A 21,870-nucleotide genomic window follows, 5' to 3' on the forward strand; every position below is an offset into this window, starting at 1 on the left:
CGTGTTGCGGCGGCCCTTACAAACTGTTACAATTTATGCAAAGAGAATCATTGTCCTGATGAGGAATTGTCAACGAATGATCGCTAATCATAATCAATGACAGGCACAGCACCATGAACATGATTCGCAAGGCTCGGGCTTCGGCTAGTTTTTAATAACCGAATCCGTTTGAATACCGAATCAGCTTCATGAGGAACCCTTGGCAAGCCTGGAGTTGATTCATCATATTACTTATTAGTATATGATTTGAATTTGATTTTTACACGAATGACGAAGAGGGCAGAAATGACCTGTAGAAGCGAAGCGTTCGCCTTTATCCCCGGATTTAACCCTCTGAGAAGAGAGTTTAAAAGAAATCAGGGGATAACAGCGATCGAAAGGACATTCTGGCAACTGAGTTGATGAAGTGTAACCTTCATTAAGCTCAAATCATATTGTTTGTCACCCCCGGGCAAGTGGATACAACATCCATCCGATGGTGTCGCGTGGCGGCAACAGGGGGTCTATTCTGTTTTGCACGAAAGGGGTATACCATGCTAGGACTTGTCAAAAAGATCTTCGGCGACATGAATGAACGTGATGTTAAACGTCTGATGAAGACGGTCGATGTGATCAATAAACTGGAACCACAATTTCAGGCGTTGTCTGATGAACAACTGAAAGGTAAAACGGACGAATACCGTGCTCGTATTGAAAAGGGAGAAACAACAGATGAGCTTCTTCCAGAGGCATTTGCAACCGTACGTGAGGCATCACGTCGTGTGCTGGGCAAACGTCACTACGATGTACAGATGCTGGGCGGTATCGCTCTGCATGAAGGCCGTATTTCCGAGATGAAAACGGGTGAAGGTAAAACGCTGGTAGGAACACTTCCGGTATATCTGAACGCGTTGATGTCCAAAGGTGTACACGTGGTCACGGTCAATGACTATTTGGCACAACGGGATAGCCAGGAAATGGGACAAATCTATGAATTCATGGGCATGTCGGTAGGGGTTAACCTGAGCGGTATGGACCATGCTTTGAAACAACATGCGTATGCATGTGATATTACGTACGGAACGAACAACGAGTTTGGATTTGACTATCTGCGTGACAACATGGTGCTATACAAAGAGCAAATGGTACAACGTCCATTGTTCTTCTGTATCATTGATGAAGTGGACTCCATCCTGGTCGATGAGGCGCGTACGCCACTCATTATCTCTGGACAAGCTCAGAAGTCGACGGATATGTACTATGCAGCAGATCGTTTTGTGAAACGTTTGGTGCCGGAAGAAGACTTTACGGTAGACATTAAGGTGAAATCCGTAGCGTTGACTGAGGCGGGCGTGGCAAAAGCAGAGAAAGCATTTGGTATCGAGAACTTGTATGATCATGCCAATGTAACTCTCAACCATCACATTGTACAGGGCTTGAAAGCTAATGCAATCATGCGTCGTGACGTGGATTATGTTGTCAGTGATGAGGAAGTCATGATCGTTGATGAATTCACAGGTCGTCTGATGTCTGGACGTCGTTACAGTGATGGATTGCATCAGGCGATTGAAGCCAAAGAAGGCATTGAAGTACAAAACGAAAGCATGACGCTTGCTACGATTACCTTCCAGAACTATTTCCGGATGTACCGTAAACTTGCGGGTATGACGGGTACAGCGAAAACCGAGGAAGAAGAGTTTAAAAAAATCTACGGTCTCGAAGTACTGCAAATTCCAACCAACCGTCCAAACAAACGCGATGACATGGCAGATGTCGTGTATAAAAGCATCGATGGCAAGTTCAATGCCGTCGTAGAAGAGATCGTGGCACGCCACAGTAAGAACCAGCCGGTTCTGGTAGGTACAGTATCCATCGAGAACTCGGAGCGCCTGTCTGACATGCTGAAACGCCGTGGTGTAAAACACCAGGTACTGAACGCCAAGTACCATGCGGAAGAAGCAGAGATCATCTCAGGAGCTGGTCAAGCGGGTGCAGTAACGATTGCAACCAACATGGCTGGACGGGGTACAGATATTATCTTGGGTGAAGGTGTAGCTGAAGTAGGCGGCCTTCATATCATCGGTACAGAGCGTCACGAATCACGCCGGATTGATAATCAGCTGCGTGGTCGTGCGGGACGTCAAGGTGACCCGGGTTCAACACAATTCTACCTGTCACTGGGTGATGAATTGATGAGACGTTTCGGTGCAGACAATGTATTGAACATGATGGAGCGCCTTGGTTTTGAAGAAGACCAACCGATTGAGAGCCGAATGATTACCCGTGCAGTAGAATCAGCGCAGAAGCGTGTTGAAGGTAACAACTTTGACGTACGTAAAATCGTCCTCCAATATGATGATGTTATGAACCAACAACGTGAAATTATATATAAACAGCGCCGCGAGGTACTGGAGTCCGAAAATATCAAACAGATCGTTATGGATATGATCAAACCTTCCATTGAACGTATCGTTGAAGCACATTGTAGTGACGATATCCCGGAAAACTGGGAGCTTCAGGAAGTTGCTGATTACATGAACAGCAAATTGCTGGACGATGGTTCCATAACTAAAGATGATCTGTGGGGCAAGGAAGCAGAAGAGATTATCGAGTTCCTGTTTACGAAAGTTCAGAACAAGTACAATGCACGTGAAGAGCGAATTGGCGAAGAGATGGTTCGTGAGTTCGAGAAAGTCGTTGTGCTCCGTGCAGTAGACAGCAAGTGGATGGATCATATTGATGCAATGGATCAATTGCGTCAAGGTATCCACCTTCGCGCCTACGGTGGTACAGATCCACTGCGTGAATACCAGTTCGAAGGCTTCGAGATGTTCCATCAGATGATCGCTTCGATTCAGGAAGAAGTAGCGACATATGTGATGAGAGCACAGATCGAGAGCAATCAGGAGCGTCAAGCGGTTGTTGAGGAAAGCCAGATCTCGACAAGCGGTGAGCCTGCTGAGAAACGTCCAGTGAAGGTTTCTGACCAAATCGGACGTAACGATCCATGTCCATGCGGTAGTGGCAAGAAGTTCAAACACTGCCACGGTCAAGAGTAGCGCGATCGGAAGATGCTACTGTAATCGGAGTGCAGGTGTAACATTTACTAGGTCAACTTATATAGCATGACATGAACGGCTCCTCGCAGCCGGGTATTCCATAGGATGAAGTGAAGGATGCAAAACAGATTAATGGTGCATAGTTATAATAATATGACCATGATCACGGAGAAGAGATATACTGATACACCAGTAATCTCAACACCGGTTTGGCGCATCGGATACTTGATCTGGAGGAATGCCCTGGATGCGGGGAGCTTATCTTAATGAAAAGAGGAATTGCACATGATCGATCCAAATGTGAAGCATGACCTGCGTGAAATAGGCAAGAAACTAACAAACCTTAGGGGGTCTCTTTGACTTAGATCTGAAGCAAGAGATGATCGGCAACTTCGAAGTGAAGATGTCTGCCCCGGATTTCTGGGATGACAGTGACAAGGCACAATCCGTAATCGCTGAGTTAAACGCGGTAAAGGGATCTGTAGATCAATACACCAAACTTCAACAAGATTATGATGATGCGGTGATGATGATTGAGCTGGCGGACGAAGAAGGCGACGAAGACCTCGCATCCGAGATTGGTAACAGTATTACAGCGATCGTGAACAAAGTCGCAGAGTTCGAACTTCAGCTTCTGCTGAATCAACCATATGACAAGATGAATGCGATTCTGGAGCTTCACCCGGGTGCGGGTGGTACCGAGTCCCAAGATTGGGGACAGATGCTGCTCCGGATGTACACACGTTGGTCCGAGAAGCGTGGCTTCAAGGTTGAGGTATTGGATTATCTGCCAGGTGATGAGGCTGGGATCAAGAGTGTTACGTTGTCGATTAAGGGACATAACGCTTATGGATATCTGAAAGCCGAGAAGGGTGTACACCGACTGGTGCGGATCTCTCCTTTTGACTCATCGGGCCGTAGACATACGTCCTTCGTATCCTGTGATGTGGTACCGGAGATTGATGATACGATTGAATTGGACATTCGCACAGAGGATCTCAAGATCGATACGTACCGGGCAAGTGGCGCGGGTGGACAACATATTAATACCACCGACTCTGCCGTACGGATTACTCACCTTCCGACAGGTGTAGTTGTAACGTGTCAGAATGAGCGTTCACAGATCAAGAACCGTGAGCGAGCGATGACGATGCTCCGTTCGAAATTGTATGAGCGTAAAATTGAAGAGCAAAAACAACAGCTGGATGAAATCCGAGGAGATCAATCGGATATTTCATGGGGTAGCCAGATTCGCTCCTATGTGTTCCATCCCTATAGTATGGTAAAGGATCACCGTACAAGCGTAGAGACTGGAAATACAGGAGCAGTAATGGACGGCGACCTCGATGCATTCATCGATGGTTATTTGCGTAGCCAGATTAAAGTAGAAACCGATTAATATAAGTTCCTGTATGGACCCATACGTGTAGGCGTATGCTGGTGTGTACAGGAGCTTTTTTTGAGTTTACAGACAAAAGGAGAGCAAGATGATATGCAACAACGATCACAACTTCACAATAATCGCAAAAAGAGGATAACTAGCCTCATTCCACTCAATGGTCCATGGAGGAACGTGGTGGATACGGTATCCATCATTGTAGGTTCGTTTTTAATCGCAGTGGCCTTTAATTTATTTTTATTACCGAATCAGATCGCTTCGGGTGGGGTGTCAGGCTTATCAATTCTGGGCAAGGAGTGGCTCAATCTGGAGCCGGCATACACCCAATGGGCAATTAACATTCCACTTCTGATTGCGGGTTTCCTGCTCATTGGCAAGCAGTATGGTGTTCGCTCAGTACTGGGAAGTATTGTCCTGCCACTGTTAGTCTATCTTACGAAGGATTGGGCGATTCCAACAACGAATCCACTCCTTGGTTCACTGTATGGTGGAATTGGCGTTGGCCTGGGGATCGGAATTGTATACCGGGGTAGAGGATCAACAGGCGGCATGAGCATTCTTGCCAGAATCGTGCAGAAGTACAGTGGACTCAGTTACTCTCTCTGTGTTGTGATTATGGATGCCACGGTTATTATTATGGCTGCTTTTGTATTGTCATTGGAACAGTCTCTCTATGCGTTGATTGGGTTGTATGTTACCGGTAAAGTGATCGATGCCGTCGAGATGGGGTTGGGCTTCTCCAAGGTAGCATATATTATCTCCAACCAGACGGAAGCGATTAGCAAAGTGATTCTGGATGACTTGGATCGCGGATTAACGAAGCTGGAAGCCAAAGGTGGTTACACTGACGATCAACGTACAGTACTAATGGTAGTGGTTGGGCAAAATGAGGTGCCAAGACTCAAAGCGTTGATCCGGTCTGTGGACCCGGGGGCTTTTGTCATTATCAGTAACGCGCATGAAGTGCTCGGCGAAGGTTTTAAGCGGGGAGAACATGTGTGAACGGTGTGAAAAATAGCGAGTGAACCATATAGGCTTAATAAGTTTGGGAGTTCAAAACAAGAAAAAAACAGGCATATCCTTCTCCGAAATGACGGGAGAGGATATGCCTGTTTTTTTTACTATTACTATAATTTCGACTAAACATCACGATAACGGAGAGGACAGAAATAGCCTGAAGAAGCGAAGCGTTCGCCTTTATCCTGGGGATAACAGCGATCGGAAGGGATTCTGTCATTGGAGTGCCACCGCTACAGAATCGGAGACAACAGACGGGAAATCGCTTCTTTGAAGCGGATAATCAGACTACGTTTTTGGTATTCATCAAGCGTCATTTCCCGCGATACATGCAGGTCGTGCTCAAAGGTTTGTACAAGTGCTGTCGCAATCGCTTCATCATACATAAAAGCATTAACCTCAAAGTTTAACCGGAAACTGCGGTAGTCAATATTGGCGGTTCCCACGGATGCAACCAAACTGTCAATGATAAGTGTTTTGGCATGAATGAAGCCATTATCATATATAAATACTTTGGCGCCCACCTTCAACAACTCACCAATATAAGATAGCGTAGCCCAATATACAAAGGCATGATCGGGTTTATTTGGAATCATGATACGAACATCTATGCCGGACAGACACGCGAGACGAATAGCTTCGAATACACTGGCATCCGGGATAAAATAAGGCGTTTGAATCAGAATCGATTGTTTGGCACCATTAATCATCTTGAGATAACTGTTCTTGATATGTTCAGTCTCTGCATCCGGTCCACTGGAGACAATCTGCATGGCAATCTTTCCAGTGCCCTCGATATGAGGGAAATGCGCCGGAACGTAAGGTGTGTCGTGTTGTTTGGACGCTTCATTCCAATCCAGAAGGAAACGGGTCTGCAGCGCATGAACGGCATTCCCCTGAATACGCAGATGTGTGTCGCGCCAGTAACCAAATTTCGAGTTTAAGCCAAGATACTCATCTCCGACGTTAAATCCGCCCGTGTACCCGAGGTTACCATCAATGATGACAATTTTACGGTGGTTCCGGTAGTTCATACGCAAGTTGATCAGACTGAATTTGGAGGGGAAAAAGACTTCAACCAAACCGCCTGCTTCGCGCAATTCTTTGAAAAAACGTTTTGATACCCGCCGTGATCCGAGCGCGTCATACAGTAAACGAACTTTGATGCCTTCCCGCGCTTTGCGGATGAGTGCATCCCGGATTCTTTTGCCCAGACGGTCGCCTCTATAGATGTAGTATTGTACGTGTACGTGATCCTGAGCCGCTTCGATGTCATCCAAGAGCCGCTGGAACTTGTCTGTTCCGTCCGTAATGATCTCAACCGCATTATCCTCCGTTAACAGAGCACCGTTCTGCTTCAGGTTCATATAAATCATGTCCTGGCTACTCTCGGTTGCTTGGTTGCGGAAAGGGGCGCGGTTATCGTGCAACTGTGTGAGCTGGGCTTCAATACGTTCCTCTAGCCCGAGCTTCTTACGTTCCTTCCACTGGAAAAGCCGGTATCGGGTCAGATTCTGACCGGTTAAAAGATAAAGTACAAACCCAAACACCGGAATAAAGTTCAAGACGAGCAGCCAAGCCCAGGAAGCGCTGGCATCCTTCCGTTCGAAGAAAACGACTGCTGCCGCAAAAATAATATTCAGGCCCAGGAGTACAATAAGTAAAATGGATTCGATATGCACTATAGTCCCCCACGTCTCATAATGACCATCATGAATCTATTCATATGTCCTTGATTAGCAGGTTAGTTATGAATGAGACCCTGATTGTAATGTTTCCTACTAATACGTATTTTAACAGATGTATACCTATTCGTCCCGGATGTTAAAAAAGATATGTTCGGATTGGATGGAAATCCATGTGAAATTGATGATAGAGTGTTGTATTTATATAACCAGAGTCGTATAATAATACACAAATATGCATATAAGCGACGGAATTGCTGTGTTCGAGTATCCTTCATGCGAGGGCACAGCACAAGTAGCGCATACATCGAGATTGGGGGAGCGAGAGTGAATAATAAATTAAAAGTAGCAATCGTCGGTTCCACCGGCTACGGCGGGGTGGAGCTGATTCGTTTTTTCCAGAACCATCCGCTGGTTGAAATCACATCGGTGATCTCATCATCGAGCAGTGGTGAGTCCATCGCAGATGGATTTCCGCATTTGACGGACGTGATTCACAGGCCACTCGACGGTGTAGATCCGGCTGAAATTGCGAGTCGTGCGGATCTGGTATTCACAGCGACCCCGTCCGGCGTAAGTGCCAAGCTCGTACCAAGTCTTCTGGCAGCAGGGCTTAAGGTGATTGACCTTTCTGGCGATTTCAGACTCAAGGATGGAACAGTGTACGAAGAGTGGTACAAACATCCGGCGCCTTCAGCTGATTTGCTGGAACAAGCGGTATACGGCATGGCTGAGGTGTATGGTGAAGAAGTGAAGGGACAGAATTTTATTTCAAACCCGGGCTGTTATCCAACGGCTACACTTCTTGGACTGATCCCTGCTGTAGAGGCAGGCTGGATTGATCCTTCTACTATTATAATTGATGCCAAATCAGGCGTATCTGGAGCAGGACGCGGAACAAGTCTGACAAACCATTATGCAGAGATGAATGAGAATTTCAAAGCCTATAAACTGAATAAACATCAACATATTCCCGAGATCGAACAAGTGCTTGGCAGTATAACGGGAACGCCTGTTACGGTTACCTTCACAACACATCTGGTGCCAATGACACGTGGAATCATGAGTACGATGTATGCCAGCCTCGTGGGGGGACACAGCGACCGGGAGATCGTAGATTTGTACCGTAAATATTATGAGAACAGACCTTTTGTACGTGTACGTGAACCGGGCATCTGGCCTTCTACCAAGGAAGTGTACGGATCCAACTATTGTGATATCGGATTTGCGGTGGATCCTCGCACAGGTCGTTTAACGATTATTTCGGTCATCGACAACCTGGTGAAGGGTGCTTCCGGGCAAGCGATTCAAAATATGAACCTGATGATGGGATGGGAGGAGAACCTCGGGCTGAACATGACACCGGTATATCCATAAGGGATTGGAAATCAGGAGGAGCACTGGAACATTCGGTGTAAAAGTGCTCTCTCAGAGTCTTCTAGGGAGAACGGATCAGGTTAAGCAGGCGGATCATCAGCATATAGCTGAACGCATACGGGGGATATGATATGGGAACGAATGTGGAGCAACAGACTTTTACCGTGGTAGAGAACGGAACAATTGTAACCCCTGGGGGATTCACTGCTGGTGGACTTCACTGCGGATTGAAAAAGACATCTCGCAATGACATCGGAGCGATCCGATGTGATATACCAGCTACAGCTGCTGCTGTATACACAACGAACGTGTTTCAAGCCGCACCACTCAAAGTAACGCGCGAAAGCTTGAGCAATGGACGCCTTCAGGCTGTTATCGTTAACAGTGGTAATGCCAATGCATGTACAGGGCAACAAGGGGAAGAAGATGCTTATGCGATGCGTTCGGCTGCTGCGCGTGAGTTGGGTGTGGCTGAAGAGGACGTTGCTGTGGCTTCCACAGGTGTCATTGGTGAATTGCTCAAAATGGATGCTGTACATTCAGGCATTACCGGACTTCCGGCGCATATGGGCAAGGAGTCGAATGAGGCGGAGCAATTTTCACAAGCGATTCTGACAACGGATTTGGTGAAAAAGGAAGCCTGCGTCTCCGTTATGGTAAACGGCAAGACGGTAACAATTGCAGGTGCCGCTAAAGGCTCGGGTATGATTCATCCGAATATGGCGACAATGCTCGCTTTCATGACCTCTGACGCGGTCATTGGTGCAGAAGCGTTGCAGCGCCTGCTGCGCCAGGCAACGAATCATACATTCAACATGATTACAGTCGATGGGGATACAAGTACAAACGACATGCTGGTAGCTATGTCCAGTGGATATGCAGGCAATGAAGAGCTGACCACAGAGCATCCGGATTGGGACGCTTTTGCAGCCGGCTTCACCTATGTATGCCAAGTGTTGGCCAAAGCCATTGCTCGCGATGGTGAAGGAGCAACCAAACTGGTCGAGGTAGAAGTTACAGGAGCAGTAAGTGATGAGTCCGCGCAAGCAATCGCGAAAACTGTCATCGGGTCCAGTCTGGTGAAATCCGCCATGTTTGGCGCTGACGCCAACTGGGGACGGATTATTGCAGCCGTAGGGCGTGCAGGACAACCGGTGAACCCGGATACCGTGGATATCCGTTTGGGTGAGATCTCCGTACTCGCGCAGTCCCGCCCAGTCGTGTTTGACGAAGAAGTGGCACTGGCGTATTTGCAGACTGATACAGTTCGCATCGTGGTGGATTTGCACCACGGCGAAGGAACGGCAACAGCCTGGGGCTGTGACCTGACGTATGACTACGTCCGAATTAACGCCGCATACCGCACTTAATAAGAATTAGCATTTATTCTATTGAAGCTAACAGCTTCCCTATGAGAAGCTGTTTCGTAAATATATAGAAAATCTATAAGGATTGAACTTTATTTGGTCTTTGAGATAACTGGCGAAGGCAGTGGAGAAGACGGAATCGATTCTGAAGAAGCGAAGCGTTCGCCTTTGTCTCCGGGTTTCCCCTTTAAAAAGGGAATCAAAAAACCTGGAGACAACAGCGATCAAAAGAACGATCCGGATTCGGAACGGTCAGCTACCGAATATGCATCAATTAAGTGTTAAGCCTTTTAGAATATTTGAACGAAAGGAGCTTGCCCTCATGAACTCAACAATGCCAAACGAGAGTACCGCAACGGAAGCGAGCACAGAGAAACAGATGTTTGTCATGAAATGTGGAGGCAGCACGCTGGCAGCATTGCCCGAGTCTTTCTTTGCGGATCTGCGTGATTTGCAATCTCAGGGCACGCAACCGGTAATCGTGCATGGTGGAGGTCCTGCGATCTCAGATAACCTGGCGAAGCTTGGTATCGAAACCGAATTCGTTAATGGCCTGCGCAAAACGACTGAACCTGTGCTGGACGTAGTGGAGATGGTGCTCGCTGGAAGTATCAACAAGCAGATCGTACGTCTGATTCAACGTGTGGGCGGTCGTGCACTAGGCTTGTCCGGCGTTGATGGAGGTCTGATTCAGGCGAAGCCCGTATCGAACCACGCAGAGATCGGTTGGGTAGGCGATGTCACTGGTGTGAACGCAGAGATTATCCAAGGCATCGTGAACATGGGATACATGCCGGTTATCGCACCAGTTGGCGTAGATGCAACTGGACAACGCTACAACATTAACGCAGATACAGCTGCGGGTGCAGTGGCGTCTCATCTCGGCGTAAGTCGGATGATTGTCGTGACTGACGTTCCTGGCATCATGAAGAACGTAGGCGGCGAGAAAAAAGTACTGCCATCCGTATCTGTACAAGAGATTGAGGACATGATCCAGACCGGAGAAATCTATGGCGGCATGATTCCCAAAGTGCGTGCAGCAATTGCATGTATTCATGGTCAAGTACGTGAGGTCGTCATCGTAGACGGCAGCGAACCTCAGATCCTGAGCCGTGTGCTCAGCGGAGAAATCATCGGGACAAGAATCATCCGTATGCAATAATTTGCTCTCGATGAGCTAGGGTCTTAATAGCCTTATATTATATATAAAAATATGTGCACGATTTTTTTGTGAATCTGGACATAACGCGATAACGGAAGAGTGCAAAGCCAATCTGAAGAAAAGACGTAAGAACGGAGAGGACAGAAATAACCTGAAGAAGCGAAGCGTGCGCCTTTATCCCCGGATTTCTACCTTTAAACAATTAATCAAAGAAATCCGGGGATAACAGCGATCAGAAGGTTGTTCTGTCATCGAAGTGGAAGTATGCATACGTTCGGAAGATGGACTGCAATCGAAGTGGTCTAGTGTTATGTTTATTCACCTTAGGCGTGCACCAACCAATAGGGAGTGATATGGTCATGGCAAAAGGCAACGAACAGCCAGGTTCTGGCATAGCGGTAGCGGGCGCGACAGCAACAGGTACAGCGGCACAGACGGAAAGCTCACTTTTCCAAACGTACGCGCGTTATCCAATCAGTCTGGTTAAAGGTAAAGGCAGCTGGTTATGGGATGATCAGGGTAACCGTTATCTCGATTTCATGTGCGGACTCGCTGTAACTAGCCTGGGCCATGCACCGGAGAAAGTTGGAGCCAAGCTGAAAGCTCAGATTGATGAGTTGTGGCATGTATCCAACCTATTCCAGATTCCAGGCCAGGAGAAAGCAGCAGCATTGTTGACAGCCAATACATGTGCTGACGCGGTGTTTTTCTGTAACAGTGGTGCCGAAGCGAACGAAGCGGCTATTAAAGTCGCACGTCGTTATCACCAGAAGGTGAAAGGCACAGATCGCTATGAAGTGATCACATTTGCCCAGTCCTTCCATGGACGGACACTCGCTACATTGACAGCAACCGGACAGGATAAGGTGAAAGAAGGATTTTTACCATTGCCAGCCGGATTTGTAACCGTACCTTTGCATGACATCCCTGCACTTGAAGCGGCAATTGGACCCAACACTGCAGCTATTATGCTGGAAATGGTTCAGGCCGAGGGTGGTGTGTATCCGGTTGAACCGGAATTCGTCAAACATGTACGGAAATTGTGTGACGAGCATGGATTGTTGCTCATTGTTGATGAAGTTCAAACGGGAATGGGACGTACAGGCAAACTGTTTGCACACGAACATTATGGCATTGAGCCAGACGTGTTCACCGTTGCCAAAGGTATCGGCAGTGGTTTCCCTGTAGGCGCAATGCTGGGTAAAGGTTTCCTGCGGGATGCGTTCACGCCAGGAAGTCATGCGACGACATTTGGCGGAACACCACTTGCTTCATCCGTTGTGATTGCTACAATCGAAACGATGCTTGAAGATCGCTTGCCAGAGCGTGCAGCGGAGATGGGCGAATACCTGATGAGCTCCCTACGGGATCGTTTGGCGGGTAACTCCTTTGTGAAGGAAGTTCGTGGTTTGGGATTGTTGGTCGGCATCGAATGCGCTGAACCGGTAGGTGATATTGTGCTTGCTGGGCAAAAACGAGGTATCTTGTTTGTCTCTGCAGGACCAAATGTGATTCGTTTGCTTCCGAACCTGTATGTGAGCAAAGAAGAGATCGACGAGGCGGTATCTCTGGTAGCCACATTGATCGAAGAGCAAGTAGCGGCGAAAGCCTAATATAAAAATGAGAACCTTTCTGTATCGGGGCCATTACCGGCCTCGAAGCAGAACGAGATGATGAATCCCTGTAGCCGCGCGGTGACTCTCGCAGAAGGTGGAAATGAATAAATTTGAGAAGCACGAAGCCAAGGTGTCAACGTTGCTCTCTCTTCTGCCCATGCGGGTGCAGGGAACCGGAAATAAGGAGGACATTATAGATGACAGCACAACAGACGGAAAAGGTTCAAAAGATTGATCTGAGAGGCCGGGATTTTATCGAATTCACGGACTACACGGCCGAGGAAATTCGTTATCTGCTTGATCTCGCGATTGAGATTAAAGGCAAGCAAAAAAGCGGTGTACCTTTCCAACCGTTGAAAGGTAAAACGATCGGACTTATTTTTGAAAAATCATCCACACGTACACGTGTATCCTTTGAAGTGGGTATGTTCCAATTGGGCGGACACGCGCTCTTCCTGAGCAAAAATGATATCCAGCTGGGTCGTGGGGAAACAACACATGATACAGCCAAAGTATTGTCCCGTTACCTGGACGGCATCATGATCCGTACCTTTGGACACCATAATGTTACTGAACTGGCAGAGCATGCTGATGTTCCAGTCATTAACGGCCTGAGCGATGCAGCGCATCCTTGTCAGGTACTGGCAGACTTCCAAACGGTGCTGGAGCACAAAGGCAAGCTCGCAGGTCTGAAAATGGCTTACATCGGAGATGGCAACAACATGGCACATTCCCTGATGCTCGGAGCAGCGAAGATGGGTATGCATGTTGCTGTAGCAACGCCAGAAGGCTATGAGCCGGATAGCGCAGTTGTGGAGCAGGCACGCATTATCGCACAGGAGAGCGGTTCTGAAGTGACTGTAACCTACAGTGCACAAGAGGCAGCCAAAGATGCAGATATCGTGTATACGGATGTATGGGCTAGCATGGGCTTTGAGGAAGAGCAAAAGATTCGGGAGCAGGCATTTGCGGCATATCAAGTGGACGAGGAACTGATGAAAGGCGCGAAGCCGGACTACATGTTCTTGCATTGTCTGCCAGCACACCGCGGCGAAGAAGTAAGTGCCGGTGTAATTGACGGACCGAACTCCCTGATCTTTGATCAGGCGGAGAATCGTTTGCATGCACAGAAAGCATTAATGGCTGCATTAATGAGCGAATAGCTGCTATTTCATTGAATGGGTTGATTTTAGGCGAAGATTTCGCGATGATAGATTCATCTATAATGTACTTTAAAAAGTTAGTTAAATAAGAAGCATACACAACAACGAAGAGATAGAAAAAACCTGAAGAAGCGAAGCGTGCGCCTTTATCCCCGGATTTTACCCTTTGTCATAAAGGGATGAAAAAATCTGGGGATAACAGTGATCGGAAGGGTTTTCTGGCTCGTAGGGTTCAGTGTATGAAGGCTCTGTTTAACTTAACTGATCTTGGGGAGGACCATCGAACATGGCTAAGGAAAAAATTGTACTCGCATATTCAGGCGGGTTGGACACATCTGTAATTTTGAAATGGTTGAAAGAAACGTATGATGCAGAGATTATTGCGTTCACAGCGGATATTGGACAAAAGGATGAACTGGATGGTTTGGAGGAAAAAGCACTGGCAACAGGCGCTTCCAAAGTATACATTGACGATCTACGCGATGAGTTCGCAAAAGATTTCATCTATCCGATGTTCCAGGCTGGGGCCCTCTATGAAGGACAATACCTGCTTGGTACAAGTATCGCTCGTCCACTGATCGCTAAACGTATGGTGGATATCGCTCGTGCAGAAGGTGCTACAGCCATCGCTCACGGCGCTACAGGTAAAGGTAATGACCAAGTTCGCTTTGAGCTGAACGCGGCTGCGCTGACACCAGACATTAACGTAATTGCACCTTGGCGTCTGGAGGAATTCCGTAACCAATTCCCGGGACGTGCCGAGATGATTGCTTACGCTGAAAAACATGGTATTCCGGTAACCGCTTCTGCGGCTAAACCATACTCCACAGACCGTAACTTGCTGCATATCAGCTATGAGAGCGGTGTGCTCGAAGATCCTTGGTTCGATCCAAGCGCGGACGAGAACAAAGACATGTTCCTGCTGAGCAGTGCACCTGAAGATGCACCAGATCAAGCGGAATATGTTGAACTTGAATTCGAACAAGGTGACTGTGTTGCGCTGAACGGTGAGCGTTTGAGCCCGCTGCAAGTGATGGAGCAACTGAACGAGCTGGGTGGCAAACATGGTATTGGCCGTGTAGATATGGTTGAGAACCGTTTTGTTGGTATGAAGAGCCGTGGCGTATACGAAACACCAGGTGGAACAATTTTGTTCACCGCACATCGCAAAATGGAGTCCATCACGATGGACCGTGAAGTGATGAACCTGCGTGATAGCCTGATCACACGTTACAGCACACTCGTTTACAACGGTTTCTGGTTCGCACCGGAACGTCTGGCGCTGCAAGCACTGGTGACTGAAAGCCAGAAGAACGTTACAGGTACAGTTCGTGTGAAACTGTACAAAGGCAACATCATCGGCGCTGGTGTGAAAAGTCCTGTCAGCCTCTACAATCCGGACATCGCAACAATGGAAGCTGATCCAACGCAAGCCTACGATCAAGGTGATGCAACAGGCTTTATCCGCCTGAATGCATTACGTTTGAAAGTAAACTCCGGCGTGGAGCAAAACAAAAACTAATTTATACCTGCATACAAGAGCTACATCAATATAAATGACAAGGCAGGCCGTTCTTGCACATCTGGCAGGAGCGGCTTTGTCCATGAGCGAAAGGGGAGTACTCACTGTGAGCAAGCTGTGGGGAGGACGTTTTACAAAACAAACCAATCATTTGGTTGAGGAATATACGGCATCGATCAATTTTGACAAAGCTTTGGCTGAGGAAGATATTCAAGGAAGTCTGGCTCATGTAACGATGCTGGGCAAATGCGGCATTCTGCCAGCGGAAGATGTAGAGACCATCAAAGAAGGATTAATCACCGTTCTGCACAAAATCCGTGCGGGCGAAGTGGAATTCTCCGTATCGGACGAAGACATCCACATGAATATTGAGAAAAACCTGATCGAGACGATTGGTCCTGTAGGGGGTAAATTACATACAGGCCGTAGCCGGAACGATCAAGTTGCAACGGATATGCACCTATACCTGCGCGAACGCGTGGTTGGATTTGTAGGCATGCTGCATTCCTTGCAGGAAGCACTGATCGGACAAGCGAAAGATAACCTCGATACGATTGTACCGGGTTATACGCATCTTCAACGGGCACAGCCAATTCTGTTCGCCCATCACCTGATGGCGTATGTATCCATGTTCCAACGGGATGCGGAGCGTCTGATGGACAGCTACAAACGCATTAACATCCTGCCACTGGGCGCAGGTGCGCTCGCGGGCACAACATTCCCGATTGACCGTCATTTTGTGGCGGAACAACTGGGCTTTGATGGCGTCTACGAGAACAGTCTGGACGCAGTAAGCGACCGTGACTTCATCGTTGAGTTTCTGGCGGCAGCTTCGCTGATCATGACCCACTTGTCCCGTCTGAGTGAAGAGCTGGTACTGTGGAGCAGCACGGAGTTTGGATTTGTTGAACTGGACGATGCGTTCTGTACAGGCAGCAGCATCATGCCTCAGAAGAAAAATCCAGACGTTCCTGAACTTGTTCGTGGTAAAACAGGACGTGTGTACGGCAACCTGATCGGTTTGCTGACGGTACTGAAGTCTCTTCCATTGGCGTACAACAAAGACATGCAGGAAGACAAAGAAGGCATGTTTGACACAGTAGCGACGTTGGAGGGTGCACTGCAACTATTCGCACCAATGATCGCGACGATGACAGTGAACAAGGATCGGATGCGTCAAGCGGTCAACCAGGATTTCTCCAACGCTACGGATATTGCCGACTTCCTCGTGGGCGAAGGCTTGCCTTTCCGTCAAGCGCATGAAGTAATTGGTAAAACCGTGCTGTACTGTATCCAGAACAGCAAGTATTTGCTGGATCTGACGATTGATGAATTCCGTCAGTTCTCACCACTGTTTGATGACCGAATCTATGATGTGCTGCAACCGGAAGCGGTAGTGAACGCTCGTAATGTTTACGGCGGGACAGCTTCGGGTCAAGTTGCTGAAGCGATTGGACGCAGTGAGAAGGTACTGGAGATCACCGAGCAATGGATTACGAACCGCGGTTAATACCACCGCTACTATAAGGTACCCTTACAGATACAACAGTACAACAAAGAAGCAGGCCAGAGAACTTTGTTCTCAACGGCCTGCTTCTTTGTGTTTTACAGCGATGTGCTCTAGATATATTCAACTCAACCGCGAACGGAAGGAAGGTTGTTCTGTCATCGGAGTACCAGCCTTCATTATCCGCAGTAGCTCCCAATGATCACCTAGTCCCGTTTGGGCAAAGGCAACCATTTCAATACATCCTGAATCTTGGCATCCCAGTAGCCCCACTCATGTTCACCAGGCCCTTCCTCGTATGTCAATTCGAAGTTCTTTTGTTCACAGGCATGCCGGAAGGTTTGATTATCCTCATACAGGAAATCTTCCGTTCCGCAGCATTGGTAGAGCAAAGGTCGAGGACTTTCGCTAGATTGATTTTCTTTTAACAGATGAATCAGATCGTTCTCTGTACCTGCCACCTCGGGTCCGAAAATCCGCTGTAACTCCGTCTGTTGTAATGCTGAGGATGCGTTTCTATCCATATGTGCAGACATATCGAGTGCTCCAGACAAACTAGCAGCTGCGGCATATTGATTTGGTTTACGAAGGGCGAGCTTGAACGCCCCGTAGCCACCCATGGATAATCCGGCAACGAAATTGTCCTCCCGTTGATCTGACAGCGGGAAGAAAGAACGAGCAAGTGCCGGCAGTTCTTCACTGATAAAGCTCCAATAACGTCCGCCTTCGACCATATCTGTATAGAAGCTACGATGTACCTGTGGCATAACAACGGCGATCCCGAGGTTGGCCACATAACGTTCGATGGAAGTCCGGCGTAGCCAGATGGAATCATCATCAGACAGACCGTGCAGCAGGTACAGGGTTGGATGCAGTCCTTTGCCAGTCACATTCTCCATGCCGATCTGATTGTGGGTTTGTTGCGGCAGAATGACATGCATGCTGGTGCTAAGCCCGAGCGTATCCGAGTAAAAATCACATTTAATAAGTGCCATGAGTGTAAGAAACCCCTTTCATAAGTTCGTCAACCACGTGTTCTGACATGAGACGATGGGATGGAAATCGGATGCCTAAGCCTCCAAAGTGTTTATATGTAACAGGTTATACGCATTACTCTTCCATTGCAATAACAAGATCTACAGTAGAAAACAAAGAATTTCACACCAGTGGTTAAAATGGAAGTCTGTAATCTGATCATCGATTTTTAACGCACTTCACAACGTAACAATGTTATGTTACACTCGTTTCAATAAAAAGGGGGACCATATATGACGGATGATTTGATCTCCAAGAAAGAATTGTTGGACCTGACAGGAATCTCATACGGCCAGTTATACCGTTGGAAGCGGAAAAATCTCATTCCGGAAGAATGGTTCATTCGGAAGTCGTCCTACACCGGACAAGAGACCTTTTTTCCCAAACAACAGATTTTACTGCGCATTGACAAGATTCTCAATATGAAAGACGGATTATCGCTGGATGAGCTGGCAGACGTGTTCTCACCTACGTTGGGTGAAGTAGAGATGTCTGCACAGCAACTATTAGAGCGAAACATTGTTTCACAGATCTCGCTGGATCTGTTAAAAGAAGCAGGTCGAGAACAACCGCTGTATGCTTTGGAGCAGATTATGATGCTCTACGTCCTTGATAAGCTGTTAATGAGCGGAGATATTACTCGGCAAGAGGGCGCGTTGCTGATCGAAGTGATGTCCGAACATTATTATCGTTTCACAGGCAAACCCAGCGAACTCGTGCTTATTCGTAAGATGGGTGTTCCTTCATTCATGCTGGTAACAGCAGGAACGGAGTTTTATTTTGACAATGGTGTGAAAGTGGTTCTTAGGCAGCCGATGGGAACATTTATGGAAGAATTAAAACTCAAATTGGGATAAGGAGAGGATCATCTATGGAAGAGCGGAATAAGCGGAATGATCTGAATGTGGCGGGCATAAGTCAAACGGCAGGCGGGAATTTTCACCGTGTATCTATTGATGGTATGGCTAAGGTGAACGGCAACCTGGACTGCACCTCTATGGAAGTGAATGGAACATTGAAGATGCACGGCGCTTTGACCTCCGAGAGTGCAACGATTAACGGCATGTGCACGTTGAATGGACCTCTGACCAGTTCTCGTGTTCGGGTGGATGGTTTAACTACGATTAACGGAGATCTCCATAGCCCTGAGCTTGAAGTGAACGGAAAGTGTACCGTACGTGGAAGAGTGGATGGGGAACGAATTGATATTGGCGGTGTGATCGATATTGATGGGGATGTCCAATGTGAGTCCCTGAATGTACGGGGCAATATTAAGATCAGCGGCTTACTGAATGCGGGAACAGTGGAGATTAGGCTTCACACATCTTCTTCGGCTAAAGAGATTGGCGGAGAGCGTATCGATATTCGTCGCAAGGAGCAACAGAATGGCTTTTGGAAAAGTATTGGTCTGGGCGGGACCCCTTCTTTTAAGACATCCTTAATTGAGGGTGATGAGATTGTGCTGGAAGATACCGAAGCTGACATTGTTCGGGGGAGTAACATTTTTATCGGTCGCGGCTGTAACATCAGGCTGGTCGAGTATTCGGGTGAACTTGAGGTAGATCAGGATGCCAATGTGGGCAGCAGTCAGCGAATTTAAAGTTTGGATATGGAGAGAAAGGGATGGGATCGACATGAATAACAATCCTGGGCGTTCATTGGACAAAAAAATGGATATCAGCATCGTTGGTGATGGCAGTTCTTCTGGTGGCGTGTACGGCAAGATCAAGGTCGTAGGGGACGCGTCCTTTAACGACAATCTATCTTGTGATCGATTCAAATGTACGGGTACATCGGTCATATACGGATCGCTTGAATCCACAGAGATTAAAATTACCGGAACCCTTACTCTGACAGAGCGAGCGGCCAGCAACGAAGGTGAGGATGGAATCCAGGCATCTGGCATGCATGCCAAAGCTGAGCATATAAAAGTGGTAGGTGAGCTTCATCTGTCAGGGGATTGTCAGGCGGAAAATATCAAGCTGAACGGACGGTTGACGATAGCGGGGATGCTCAGCGCTGAACACATGACACTCAAAATCATGGGTCCATCCGAGGTCAAGGAAATGGGTGGTTCCATCATCTCGGTGAAGAGTGGCCGGTTGAATGACTTGTTTACGGGGAATAAATCAATTCTCAAGGCACAGATTATCGAAGGTGATGATATTGAATTAGAGAATACGGAGGCCGAGATTGTCCGTGGCGATAAAATAAAAATCGGTCCTGGCTGCCGGATTGGTACAGTGGAATACCGTTCATCTCTGCAAATTCATCCGCAATCGGAAGTTTTGCTGCAAAGCAATCGGTCCTTGGACTGATTAACGGAAACTTCTTTTCGGATATACTAATGCAGTCATATGAATAGAGCGTGAATGGAGAGATTGAGTACAATGGTTGCACGTAAAAACAGTATTGGATTGGTGCTGGCAGGGTTACTGCTCAGCATACTAATGGCTTCGATGGATAACACCATCGTGGCAACAGCTATGGGGGACATTGTCGGGAAGCTGGGTGGGCTCGACAAGTTCGTCTGGGTTACCTCCGCGTACATGGTGGCTGAGATGGCAGGGATGCCGATATTCGGTAAGCTATCCGATATGTATGGACGGAAGAAGTTTTTTGTATTTGGTATTATTGTATTTATGCTTGGCTCAGCGCTGTGCGGAACGGCAACGTCTATTGTGGAATTGACGATGTACAGAGCGATTCAAGGTATTGGTGCGGGGGCCCTGGTGCCGATTGCCTTTACGATCATGTTTGATGTCGTTGCACCAGAATCTCGTGGTAAATTGGGTGGATTGTTTGGAGCGGTCTTTGGCCTGTCCAGCGTATTTGGACCTCTGCTCGGTGCTTACATTACCCAGTATGCGACATGGGAATGGGTATTCTATATCAACCTGCCGCTAGGCTTGATTGCATTTGTGTTTATTGCGTTCTTCTATAAAGAATCCCATCAGCATCAATCCCAACAGATCGACTGGCTGGGTGCTGTAACGCTGATCGGTGCTGTTGTGTGCCTGATCTTTGGTCTGGAACTGGGCGGCAAAACATTTGCCTGGGGTTCGTGGCAGATTCTTGGCTTGTTTGCCGGATTTGTAGCATTAGCGCTGCTCTTCCTTTTTGCAGAAACCAAAGCCAAAGAACCAATCATCTCCTTCAGCATGTTCCGCAACCGGGTCTACTGGTCCAGTAACGTTATTGGGATGTTCAGTGGTGCGGCGTTCATTACAGCATCCGTGTACATTCCGATCTTCATACAGGGGGTACTTGGTGGTAAAGCGACCAACTCCGGTCTTGTGCTGCTGCCCATGATGCTTGGGTCCGTTGTGACGGCGTCCTTGGGCGGGGTGTTGATGACCAAAATCAAGTATCGTAATATCATGATCCCTACGTTAGCCTTACTTGTCATTGGACTTGGATTGCTGACCACACTGGATGAGAATTCTTCCCTTTGGACGATACGTATCTACATGGTGATGGTTGGTCTGGGTGTCGGTGCTTCGTTTTCGGTACTCAGCAACGCAGCCATGAACGCGTTTGAACCGCAAAGACGCGGAGCAGCAAGCTCCACACTTAACTTTTTGCGGTCCCTCGGTATGACGATGGGCATTACGATCTTTGGTATCGTACAGAGTCAGGTATTTACACGTAAAATGAACGATGCTCTCGCTGGTTCAGCTGCGGAAGCAGGCGGTGCTTCAGCGGGTGGCGTGCCTCAGGGAGTGGATCTGACCGATCCACATGCGTTGCTCTCACCAGAACTCAGACAGGCGATTCCGCCTCAGGTGCTGGATACCATCACACATGCCCTGTCTTCTTCCATCGTACAGTTATTTGCCTGGGCTGTAATTCCGGCTGCACTCGCGTTGGTCGCTTCCTTCTTCATGGGAAAAGAGAAGATGGTTATAGGCGAAGAGCAAGGCGAATACACGGGCGGTCACTAAACCGTAATGCAGTAAACCATAAAGTTAAGGTTTTATAA

Annotated in this window: 16 protein-coding genes; 14 read left to right on the top strand and 2 right to left on the bottom strand. The window is 47.8% G+C overall.

The genetic code is table 11. The annotated features are described in order from the left end of the window. Positions 1-533 precede the first annotated feature (533 nt). From secA to QF041_RS23725, 3 genes are all read left to right on the top strand, one after another. Positions 534-3,038, top strand: coding sequence for a preprotein translocase subunit SecA (gene secA / locus QF041_RS23715; protein ID WP_307415911.1), 2,505 nt, complete (start codon positions 534-536; stop codon positions 3,036-3,038). Positions 3,039-3,323: 285 nt separating this feature from the next. After that, a protein-coding gene (gene prfB, locus QF041_RS23720; RefSeq protein WP_145324346.1) for a peptide chain release factor 2 occupies positions 3,324-4,437 on the top strand; the annotation gives its coding sequence in 2 pieces (ribosomal slippage) (positions 3,324-3,395 and positions 3,397-4,437; 1,113 coding nt in all). Positions 4,438-4,530: 93 nt separating this feature from the next. After that, the gene (locus QF041_RS23725) at positions 4,531-5,439 is read left to right on the top strand and encodes a YitT family protein (RefSeq protein ID WP_145324344.1); all 909 of its coding nucleotides are present in this window, start codon (positions 4,531-4,533) and stop codon (positions 5,437-5,439) included. Positions 5,440-5,687: 248 nt separating this feature from the next. Here the strand turns inward: QF041_RS23725 and cls are convergent, their stop codons facing one another. After that, a complete protein-coding gene (cls, locus tag QF041_RS23730) occupies positions 5,688-7,136 on the bottom strand; it encodes a cardiolipin synthase (RefSeq protein ID WP_307415912.1) in 1,449 nt (482 codons plus the stop codon). Positions 7,137-7,466: 330 nt separating this feature from the next. Here cls and argC point away from each other — a divergent pair, with 330 nt between their 5' ends. The 7 genes from argC to argH all read left to right on the top strand — a co-directional run bounded on the left by argC (position 7,467) and on the right by argH (position 16,856). Continuing rightward, on the top strand, positions 7,467-8,516 hold the full coding sequence (argC, locus tag QF041_RS23735; protein ID WP_307415913.1) for an N-acetyl-gamma-glutamyl-phosphate reductase: 1,050 nt from the start codon (positions 7,467-7,469) through the stop codon (positions 8,514-8,516). A gap of 131 nt (positions 8,517-8,647) precedes the next feature. Further along, a complete protein-coding gene (gene argJ / locus QF041_RS23740) occupies positions 8,648-9,886 on the top strand; it encodes a bifunctional glutamate N-acetyltransferase/amino-acid acetyltransferase ArgJ (protein ID WP_307415914.1) in 1,239 nt (412 codons plus the stop codon). Positions 9,887-10,205: 319 nt separating this feature from the next. Then, complete coding sequence (gene argB, locus QF041_RS23745) at positions 10,206-11,045, top strand: acetylglutamate kinase (protein WP_100528444.1); 840 nt, start codon at positions 10,206-10,208, stop codon at positions 11,043-11,045. A 359-nt stretch (positions 11,046-11,404) separates the two neighbouring features. After that, positions 11,405-12,658 carry an aspartate aminotransferase family protein gene (locus tag QF041_RS23750; protein WP_307415916.1) on the top strand — a complete coding sequence of 418 codons (1,254 nt, stop codon included), beginning with the start codon at positions 11,405-11,407 and terminating at the stop codon, positions 12,656-12,658. Between the two features lie 200 nt (positions 12,659-12,858). Continuing rightward, positions 12,859-13,824: an ornithine carbamoyltransferase gene (gene argF / locus QF041_RS23755; protein WP_017692003.1), complete on the top strand. Its 966-nt coding sequence runs from the start codon at positions 12,859-12,861 to the stop codon at positions 13,822-13,824. Positions 13,825-14,110: 286 nt separating this feature from the next. After that, positions 14,111-15,346, top strand: coding sequence for an argininosuccinate synthase (locus QF041_RS23760; RefSeq protein WP_017692004.1), 1,236 nt, complete (start codon positions 14,111-14,113; stop codon positions 15,344-15,346). Between the two features lie 106 nt (positions 15,347-15,452). Continuing rightward, positions 15,453-16,856, top strand: coding sequence for an argininosuccinate lyase (gene argH, locus QF041_RS23765; RefSeq protein ID WP_036612430.1), 1,404 nt, complete (start codon positions 15,453-15,455; stop codon positions 16,854-16,856). Between the two features lie 203 nt (positions 16,857-17,059). Here argH and QF041_RS23770 read toward each other — a convergent pair whose 3' ends face one another. After that, on the bottom strand, positions 17,060-17,848 hold the full coding sequence (locus tag QF041_RS23770; protein WP_307415918.1) for an alpha/beta hydrolase: 789 nt from the start codon (positions 17,846-17,848) through the stop codon (positions 17,060-17,062). Positions 17,849-18,121: 273 nt separating this feature from the next. Between QF041_RS23770 and QF041_RS23775 the strand changes: the two genes are divergently transcribed. The 4 genes from QF041_RS23775 to QF041_RS23790 all read left to right on the top strand — a co-directional run bounded on the left by QF041_RS23775 (position 18,122) and on the right by QF041_RS23790 (position 21,832). After that, on the top strand, positions 18,122-18,745 hold the full coding sequence (locus tag QF041_RS23775; RefSeq protein WP_036612427.1) for a YhbD family protein: 624 nt from the start codon (positions 18,122-18,124) through the stop codon (positions 18,743-18,745). Between the two features lie 14 nt (positions 18,746-18,759). Further along, positions 18,760-19,488 (top strand): polymer-forming cytoskeletal protein, encoded by a 729-nt coding sequence (locus tag QF041_RS23780; protein ID WP_307415919.1) that lies wholly within the window; start codon positions 18,760-18,762, stop codon positions 19,486-19,488. Positions 19,489-19,522: 34 nt separating this feature from the next. After that, positions 19,523-20,206, top strand: coding sequence for a hypothetical protein (locus QF041_RS23785; RefSeq protein WP_307415920.1), 684 nt, complete (start codon positions 19,523-19,525; stop codon positions 20,204-20,206). A 72-nt stretch (positions 20,207-20,278) separates the two neighbouring features. After that, a complete protein-coding gene (locus QF041_RS23790; protein WP_307415921.1) occupies positions 20,279-21,832 on the top strand; it encodes an MDR family MFS transporter in 1,554 nt (517 codons plus the stop codon). Positions 21,833-21,870: the final 38 nt, after the last annotated feature.

Origin of the sequence: Paenibacillus sp. W2I17, from assembly GCF_030815985.1 — a bacterium.
Taxonomy (GTDB): Bacteria; Bacillota; Bacilli; order Paenibacillales; family Paenibacillaceae; genus Paenibacillus.